The organism is Robbsia andropogonis (assembly GCF_000970345.1).
Taxonomy (GTDB): Bacteria; Pseudomonadota; Gammaproteobacteria; order Burkholderiales; family Burkholderiaceae; genus Robbsia; species Robbsia andropogonis.
In genome coordinates, this window is sequence record NZ_LAQU01000071.1 from 1 (window position 1) to 8,036 (window position 8,036).

The 8,036-nt window shown below is 58.2% G+C and carries 10 protein-coding genes; 8 read left to right on the forward strand and 2 right to left on the reverse strand.

The window, feature by feature from the left end:
• The 3 genes from WM40_RS28310 to WM40_RS25100 form a co-directional block, all read left to right on the forward strand.
• A partial coding sequence (locus WM40_RS28310; protein ID WP_052738524.1) for a TrbJ/VirB5 family protein occupies positions 1 to 738 on the forward strand: 738 nt, incomplete at its 5' end.
• 11 nt (positions 739 to 749) lie between these two features.
• Positions 750 to 1,031 carry a hypothetical protein gene (locus WM40_RS25095; protein ID WP_046154349.1) on the forward strand — a complete coding sequence of 94 codons (282 nt, stop codon included), beginning with the start codon at positions 750 to 752 and terminating at the stop codon, positions 1,029 to 1,031.
• On the forward strand, positions 1,028 to 2,077 hold the full coding sequence (locus tag WM40_RS25100; RefSeq protein ID WP_046154350.1) for a type IV secretion system protein: 1,050 nt from the start codon (positions 1,028 to 1,030) through the stop codon (positions 2,075 to 2,077). Before WM40_RS25095 ends, WM40_RS25100 begins: the two co-directional genes overlap by 4 nt.
• A gap of 8 nt (positions 2,078 to 2,085) precedes the next feature.
• Here WM40_RS25100 and WM40_RS25105 read toward each other — a convergent pair whose 3' ends face one another.
• A complete protein-coding gene (locus tag WM40_RS25105) occupies positions 2,086 to 2,367 on the reverse strand; it encodes a hypothetical protein (RefSeq protein ID WP_046154351.1) in 282 nt (93 codons plus the stop codon).
• Between the two features lie 199 nt (positions 2,368 to 2,566).
• Between WM40_RS25105 and WM40_RS25110 the strand changes: the two genes are divergently transcribed.
• From WM40_RS25110 to WM40_RS28320, 5 genes are all read left to right on the forward strand, one after another.
• Complete coding sequence (locus WM40_RS25110; protein ID WP_052738525.1) at positions 2,567 to 3,346, forward strand: VirB8/TrbF family protein; 780 nt, start codon at positions 2,567 to 2,569, stop codon at positions 3,344 to 3,346.
• Complete coding sequence (locus WM40_RS25115; protein ID WP_052738526.1) at positions 3,343 to 4,269, forward strand: TrbG/VirB9 family P-type conjugative transfer protein; 927 nt, start codon at positions 3,343 to 3,345, stop codon at positions 4,267 to 4,269. The genes WM40_RS25110 and WM40_RS25115 overlap by 4 nt, the downstream gene beginning before the upstream one ends.
• Positions 4,270 to 4,273: 4 nt before the next feature.
• Entirely contained in the window at positions 4,274 to 5,632 is a 1,359-nt protein-coding gene (locus tag WM40_RS25120) for a TraB/TrbI/VirB10 family type IV secretion system protein (RefSeq protein ID WP_157685992.1), read from the forward strand.
• A gap of 65 nt (positions 5,633 to 5,697) precedes the next feature.
• The gene (locus WM40_RS28315) at positions 5,698 to 6,831 is read left to right on the forward strand and encodes a TrbG/VirB9 family P-type conjugative transfer protein (RefSeq protein ID WP_052738527.1); all 1,134 of its coding nucleotides are present in this window, start codon (positions 5,698 to 5,700) and stop codon (positions 6,829 to 6,831) included.
• On the forward strand, positions 6,828 to 7,685 hold the full coding sequence (locus WM40_RS28320) for a toxin co-regulated pilus biosynthesis Q family protein (RefSeq protein WP_052738528.1): 858 nt from the start codon (positions 6,828 to 6,830) through the stop codon (positions 7,683 to 7,685). The genes WM40_RS28315 and WM40_RS28320 overlap by 4 nt, the downstream gene beginning before the upstream one ends.
• 146 nt (positions 7,686 to 7,831) lie before the next feature.
• On the opposite strand, the gene WM40_RS25135 is transcribed toward WM40_RS28320, so the two are convergent.
• The coding region (locus WM40_RS25135) for a hypothetical protein (protein ID WP_046154353.1) at positions 7,832 to 8,036 on the reverse strand (205 nt) is incomplete at its 5' end.

Genomic DNA, 8,036 nt, shown 5'->3' on the forward strand with positions numbered 1-8,036 from the left:
GCGGTGTGTACGGCCTCGTTGATGTATAGCGATCCGGCGCGGGCGATGGTTGCGACCGAAGCGACGCAGCTGATGAATAACGCGGAGCTGGTGCTCTCGTATGCGAAAGCGGCGCAGCAATACGAGGAACTGTTGGCCGGACAGGTAACTCGCCTGGCCCAGTACGAAACGATGCTTATCCATTTGGTGCAGTTGCCGGAGGCTACGCTCAACACATTCAGTGAAGCGTGGAACGGGCAGGTCAGCTTTTTCAATAATCTGAGCACCGCTGTCTCGAACATCGCAGACCTCAATTCCAAGGTCAAAACGATGTTCAGCGGCAGCTATAGCGGCGACGATGCCACTTGGCTGGCGCAGTATCAAGGCTATCGATCGCAGCTCAACACGGATTATTCCAGCCGATACAGCTCGGATCTGAGCGCCCTGGATCAACTGACCACGATGTCGTCGGACTTGAGTTCACTCACGGACAAATCCTCTTCGATCAGCGGTACGACGCAAGGGTTGCAATTGATCGCGCGCACGAACGCAATCCAGGCGCAGCAAAACAACTCAATGCAGTCGCTGATGCAGCGTCAGGTCGCCCGGCAAGAGTCGGACGACGCAACGAGCGCGCAAACCGATCAGGCGATTTCGCAAATGGCGATCAACCAAATCGCCACAGCAAAGGCGGCGCAGACGACCGGTGAAGAGCTGATGTCGGGCACGTCGCTAACGATAGTGAAACCGAGCAACTAAGGAGAGAAGCGATGCGTCTGGCTCAGAAGTTCGTGATGTGCGTTTGCAAGAACCTGCATCAAAGAAAGCTTGTGTTTAGAGATACCGCTCACATGAAGCTCGGTGACCCTTATCAGCCGTCGTCGAATCGGGTCATACAGCGGCAATTCCGGCCAGCGCTCGCTTGGGTGGTCATGAGCACCGCTCGGCGCAGTCCTGGGGCGATCGTGTTGTTCGTCGTGGTGTGGTCCGCCCTTGCCGTCACCGAGATTTATCGCGGTGCTTCCTACCTTCTGGAGCTAGTTACAAAATGAGCGTCGCAGCACCGATCAGTTATATCAACGCCGCTTTTACAGCGATGCAGGCCGAGGGCATCAGCCTCGCGTCCACGTTTGTCTCGGAAGGCAAGAACATCGCCATGATCCTGCTACTGATCATGTGTACGTGGTGGTTGGTCAATTACCTGCTGATGGGCAATATGCAGGATTTCATGGCGCAGACATTACGGTCCGTCATCAAGTTCGGCATTGTGATGTACATGCTCGTCAATTGGACGGGAACGACCTATACGTTTTTTGCGGTCAACTTCCAAACCGCAGCAGAGCAGGTGGATAGCTCGACGTCGTCAGTGGATGGGCTTGTGGCAGAAATTGGAACGACGATTTCGGACATGTTTTCTGGCACGCAGGTCAAATCAGCGCAGGTGTGTGAAACCACCACCGATACAAGCGGAAAAGAAACGAAGACCTGTCCAGATATGACCAGTACTGTGGGTGTCTTAAAGGCCGCTTGGATCTATATCAAAAACGCGCCGATTATGTTCCTTACGCTGATGCTCAAGATCCTTTGCATTGGTGTGCTGGTTCTGATGGAGATCCTCCTCATTATTACGATGCAGATCGGAACGATTCTGTTGAGCATCGGATTTGTAGTAGGGCCGCTATTGGTACCGGGCTTGGTCATGCCTTATGTTGAATTTCTCTTTAATGGATGGCTCAAATTCATCCTTGCCTCCGGCATGTACAAAATTGTTGCAGCCGTCATGGTCGCGATGTTCTCGAAGACGATCAGTACGCAAATAACCGCAGTGATGGCCTCAGTGGCTAAAACCTCGGGAACCGTAAGCGATGAGTACTTCGGCACGCAATACATCGCGTACATCAGTCTTCTGCTTATGGGGTTGTTAGGTATCGCTTTGATGACGCAGATACCGGGAATTGCAAACGGCTTGATATCTGGAAACACGGGCAGTGGGGGAGAAGGAAGCCTCAAAAAGGCAAACACGAATGCGGCAAACCTCGCTGCCGGAACAGCACAAAAAATTCGTGACGTTGCATCGAAAGCGTTGGGGAAGCTTTAGATGTTGGATTAGCTTCCTTCGTGCAGCTTTTTTACGTGTTCTTCGGTGGATTGCCGATTCATTAATTCGTTGTAGAAGTGTCTTCTTTCTTCGTCCGCAACGTCGGCTTCGGAAGACATGAATTGAGCGCTATTACTTTCTAGCACGCGACCTAGTAGCGGAAGGCCAAGTATTAAGGCAAGACCGATTTGCAGAACTGTGCAGAGATTGCTGTGGTACAGCGAGCTACCGAGCCCGGTAACAACGAAAGCAACGAACCAGATGACGAGTCTTTTGAATGTCCAACGCATGGTGAGCCTCTCAATGTTTGATTTTTCTGAGAAAGGCGCTCTCGACGCCTTCCGAGAGCCCACGCGTGGGCGATCGCGTTATGCGGCCTGCAATTTGTTGTAGTTCGTCAACCGCAGTTCCGATGTTAGCACACAGGGTCGAGGACGCAAGATCCGAGGGCCTTGCGAAATTGTCTCTTTGTGTGACGGGGAAGGGAAAATGGGATTTTTCAGCCGTAAAAAAGCGCTAACGCCGCCGGTGGAACCGGTGGCGTTGCCAATGCAAGCCCCAGCGCAAGCTGTTGCTTTGACGCCTCCGCCGGGCGCTGCCGCGACGGGTTTTCAGAAATATTTCCAGGCATACGTAGAGCCGCGCAACCTTAATCTGAGGCTGAAACAGATGCTGGGAGGATTGCTGCTGGTAGTCGTCTGCCAGACCTGGGCGATCGTCGTGCTATCTCACAGTGCGGGCAAGGTGCCGTATTTCATCGAACGCGACAAAGCCTCTGGAGCAGTGTATCTGTCCGACAAAGTCGCGACCGTTTTCACGCCCGAAGCTGCCAACAAGACCTATTTCCTGCGGATTTGGGTCACGCGCCTAGAAATGATGAAGGCCGACATCTCTGTGACCGTCAATGTCGACCATCCCGCTGCGTTTGCCTGGACGATTGGAGCAGCCAAAAACCAATTCACTAGCTATTTCGACAACGACGACAAGGTCGTCGACATCGCAGCCAAGTATCCCGGCACCTCTCGCCAGATCATCGAGAACAGCACGTCGTATTCCCCCGACGGCAAGCAAGCCTACATGATCATCACGCGCGTTTGGTCGATCAACGGCGTTGAGGTCAAGCGCGATCAGAAGCTGCTCACGATCAGTTTCATCTTTGCGCCCGAAACCCTCAAAGACGGCGAGCAGGGCGACAACCCGCTTGGCATGCGGATCAAGGATTTCTCCGTCGCACCGTATTACGGCCCTTCTCTCGGAGCCCAGTCTTGAACCGCCATTTAATTATTGCTTGTGCGGTGCTCGCCACTGCCTTGTTCTCACTGAATGTGTGCGCCGCGCCGAAAACCGCGAAGCCCGTCACGGGTGCTGCGCCGTCATTTGCGCCAGTGGCCGAACCTGCAGCGCTCGACCCGCGCCTGGTGCGTTACTCGTTCGACGCGAATTACACCTTTCCGATCGTGACGAGCGCCGGGAAACTCACCCACGTGCAGTTCGCACCTGATGAAAAAATCCTGGGCGTTTATCTGGTGGACTCGGCCAGCGCCTGGCGCATGATCGTCTCAAGCGAGACCCACCGTGACATCTTCTTCAATCCGGCGCGCAATGGCCTGGAGCAGACGGGGACGATCATCACGAATAAGCGCTCGTATGAGATTAGCCTCGTCTCACGCGACTCGGAAGGGTATTTTCAGCGCGTTTCATGGGACTACGCTCCTGGCAATGCAGTAGGCGTAACAGATTACGGATACGAAGCGGGGGCCGGTGCGAATGTGGGCGGCAGCGGCACCGAGCGCGCAGATGCGAGTCGCGCATCAACCGTGGCCGAACGCGAGGACGCACGCGTTGGCCACATCGATGTGGATCTGGCCAACGCGAATTTTGGTTACACCGTTAAGGGCGACGCATCGTTCAAGCCCTCAATGGTATTCGATGACGGCAAGTTCACCTTCGTGCGCTTTCCCGACAACATCCAGAGTCTGCCTGCAGCGTTTCTCCTGAAGAAGAACGGGCATATCGAGACCCTGCAGTATGTCCCGCAGGAGGGCGGCTACTATCGCATCCCGCGTTTGGTCGAATACGGCTTATTGCTTCGTTTGGGCAAGGAGGAAGTGAAGGTTTTCAATAACCGCGGTGGTGGTTGCGGCTTTTTCGGCTGTCATGGGAGCGCACCTGTCAACATGAGTGCGAACTGACGCGATGGACGACAAGCACACCAACAAACCACGCGTCAGTCGCAAGCTTGCTTCTATCAGCATGATTGTGCTGGCGACCGTGCTGCTCGGCATCGTGATGATTCGTAGCTTGCTGCACGTTCAAACGCCTGCCGAACTCGCCGCGCAAAAACGGCAAGACAAGGAAGCTGCAGAGAAACCAGGGGACCCCGCCGAGGAGCGCGATCGGGAGCAAAGCCAACTGCAGCGGGCGCAGCGCGCGGCCGATGCCGCGCGTGCGGCGTCGGAAGCGGCCAATCGACCTCAGCCGGCTGCGAATTCGATCGCCGCGCCCTTGCCGCAGCAGTTTGCCAAGCCACCCACTCAAGATGCGGCCAAGCCTGCCGAGGACTCGCAGTGGCATGCGCAGAGCCTGGCTGCATATGAGTCGCAGTCCAGCGGCGGCAGTGCCGGTGGCGGCGCCGTCATGGACGCGGTCAACTCGCAAATGCAACGTCTACAAGACGCCATCGCGGCAACCACTCGCAATGCGCGGTCGAATAACGGGCAAGCGGGTAACGATGAACGCACCAGCACGAAAGACGCCAGTAGCAATACCGCCGCAGGTGATCTGTTGCATACCGCGTCGCTCTCCAGCGCGCTGAACCACGTGCTAGGCGATGGCGGGAACGTATCCAGCGCAAGTGTGAATTCTGGCAATTTGCCTGAAGGATCGAAGTCGGTCGGGCCGTCCAACACGAAGTGGCTGCAGTCGCAAGATGCCGGTGCCGGTACGCAAGCGGTTGCGCTGCATGCGGTGGCCGCCGAGTCGCCCTACACCCTGCAAGAGACGGGCACGATTCACGTGACGATCTTGCAGGGGCTCAACAGCGACTTGCCTACCGAAATCCGCGCCATGGTGACGCAGGACGTCTACGACACCATCACAGGCACCCATCTGTTGATTCCGAAGGGGTCGATGCTCGCCGCCAAAGTCAACACGGACGTTGCTCGCGGTCAGGACCGCATGATGATTGCTTTTACGCGGCTGCTCTTGCGCGGTGGCGCTTCCGTGAATCTGGGCGCGATGAGCGGGGCGGATGCCGAGGGCTACGCGGGTATTGAGGCGAACGTCAATCGGCACCTTTTTGCACGCTTCGGTGCGGCGTTCTTGATCGCCTTGGTTGAAACCGCCGCCAATAGCGGTTCGAGTGACACCACCATTTCGATTGGTAGCAGCGTCAGTAGTGCCGGCACCACCGGGCTTTCTCAGGTCACGCAGGCAGTGCTCAACAGCAATATCAACATCCAAGACACGCTCACCGTCAAGCCGGGCGCGGAGATGACGGTCGTCGTCACGCGCGATCTCGTGCTACCGCCGCAAACCACGGGGATTTATCAATAATGGCCACCAGAGCCGCTCAACTCCTATCGCGAGGCGCGCTTGCTTGCGCGCTCCTCTGCGCCTCCATGTCGATGACCGCTTGTGCCGCGCCAGCGTGGGACGGTCAGGGCGCGTACTATAACTTCGGCTGGCACATCAGCGGCAATGCCGCGATCGCGCCCGTCCAGGTCTTCGATGACGGCAGCAAGATTTATCTGCAATTCCCGCAAGGCGCGACCTTGCCCGCGATCTTCGAAGAAGGTCCTGCGGGGCCGATTCTGGTGGCGCCCACGCAGCAGATGCCGTATTTCGTGATCGATCGTTTCTCGGGGCGCCTGCAATTTCGTATCGGATCATCGATCGCCTATGCGCAGCGTGACAACGCCGGGTCTGGCGCGCCACAAGGCGTTTATACGGGTGCAGCTGCGCCGCAAAGCGTAACGGGCTCCGCGCAAGCGCCAGTCGCGCGTGCCACGTACCTTGCCGATCAAGCCATGTCGCCAGGCGCAGGACAAGCCATGTCCACGCCGGTATATGCGCCGAAGACCACCGTTGAGCCGATCTCACCGTACACGTCGACAGGGGGGATTGCCGCGGGGCAAACGGGCTTTGGTGCGCCGCCCGCGGCACTGCCGTACTACACGTTGTTGCCATCGGACCAGACCGTATCGCAAGCATTCACGCGCTGGGCTACGGGTACGGGCTGGGAGATTCGCTGGGGCAGTGCTGCGGTGGCGCGAATCACCGGTACGACGCAGGTGCAGGGGCCGCTCTTGCACGCGGTGATTGCGGTAGTGGATGGGCTCAAGCAGGCCGGTTATCCCGTGAGTGAGCAATGGGATTTGCCCAATCAACGCCTAGTCGTGGCTGACGGTAGTGGCAACGGGAGTGACATCGGCTCGACGTCCGAAACCGCTCAAACGCCTCGCCAGGAGACGCACGCCTCGCATCGCGTAACGCTCAAGCGCCGCAAGAGCGTTCATGCGGCGCCGCGCGCGTCCGAACACGCTGCGCCCGTACGCGAGGAGCCCACGCATATCGCCGCGCCGCCTCCGATGGCGGGGCCGTCCGCCTCTGCCAGCGTGCCCACGGCGTCATCTAATAAGCCTGTCGCTGCCAGCGCGCCCTTGGCAAGAAGCGCTGGATCGAAAGACGCGGCGAGCGTCTTCGACGATCCGCTGTCCGGCAAAAGCAATCAATCCAGTAGGAGCGCATTTTGAACACCGCCCATCGTCATTTCTTGCGCGTGCCGCTAAAAGCCATGGTTTTGGCGTTGCTGGCAAGCGGTGCCTTCGTCAGATTGGCTTATGGCCAAGAGGCGTCCGCCATCGCGCTTCAGGTGGCCCCCTACGGCAATCCGGCACCAGTTGCCGCGCCCGTCCAGGTCGTGACGCCATCGGGTCCGCTGAATCTGGCTGTGGCCAAACCCGCGTTGACCTATGTCGGTCGTCGCCCTGAGGGTGTCTCGGTCTCCAATGCCGCGGGCGCGGGGCAATCGGTGTCCGCCATGCTGCACGCGGTGGTGCCAAGCGACTTCACCGTTGTCGAGAACGGGCGTACCGATCAGCTGGTTTCGTGGCGCGCGGGGCAATCCTGGGATCGCGTCATCGAAGCGGCGCTGCATGACACGCCCGATGTGCACGCACGCATCGATTGGCGCACCCACCAGGTCGTTGTCGACGGACCAGCGCTTGCGCTGCCCAAGCCTCTCGTGAATTCAGCCGTTGCGACAGTGACAGCAAGCGCGGACGTAAGCGCTACGGCCATGCACGTGTCCGGGCATTTCGCATTGGTGGCAGGTGAGTCGCTTGAGACGCAGCTCAATGACTGGGCGAAGGCGGCAGGCTGGAGCATCGCGTGGAACACTCCCGATGACTGGATTGTCCCGCACGGCACGGACTTCGGTGCGGACTTCCAAAGCGCGGTGACGCGTGTCATCACCGCGATGAGCCAGAACGGGGCCGATGTGCGTGCCGATATCTGGCGCGGTAACCGCACGATCGTCATCGATAAGCAAGGCACGGATAAAAAGTTCATCATGAAAACAATCTCACACGTATTGCATCAACGTTGACGATCGCTGCCACTCTGACGAGTCTTGGTGGTTGTGAGGCGTTCGATTCTTACCACCGCGCGGATGCGCTGAGCAAGGAGACGCGCGATAAGCTCAATGCGCCTGCCCCTGTTCAACCTACGGTCGCCGTCCATGAAGGTGACTGGCTATTGGGCGAGAAGATCCGTGCGAGCAAGCCGCAAACCGAAGATCTTCGACAAGGCCGTTGTCTTCAATCCTGGAAGCCGTGCCGCTGCCATGTCCTTGTCGGATTTGGCGACCTGGATTGCACAGAACGTGGGCGTGCCGACCAACATCGACGTCTCGGTTGACTCGCCCGCGACTGCCGACTCGGCGGCCGCAGCTGCAGGT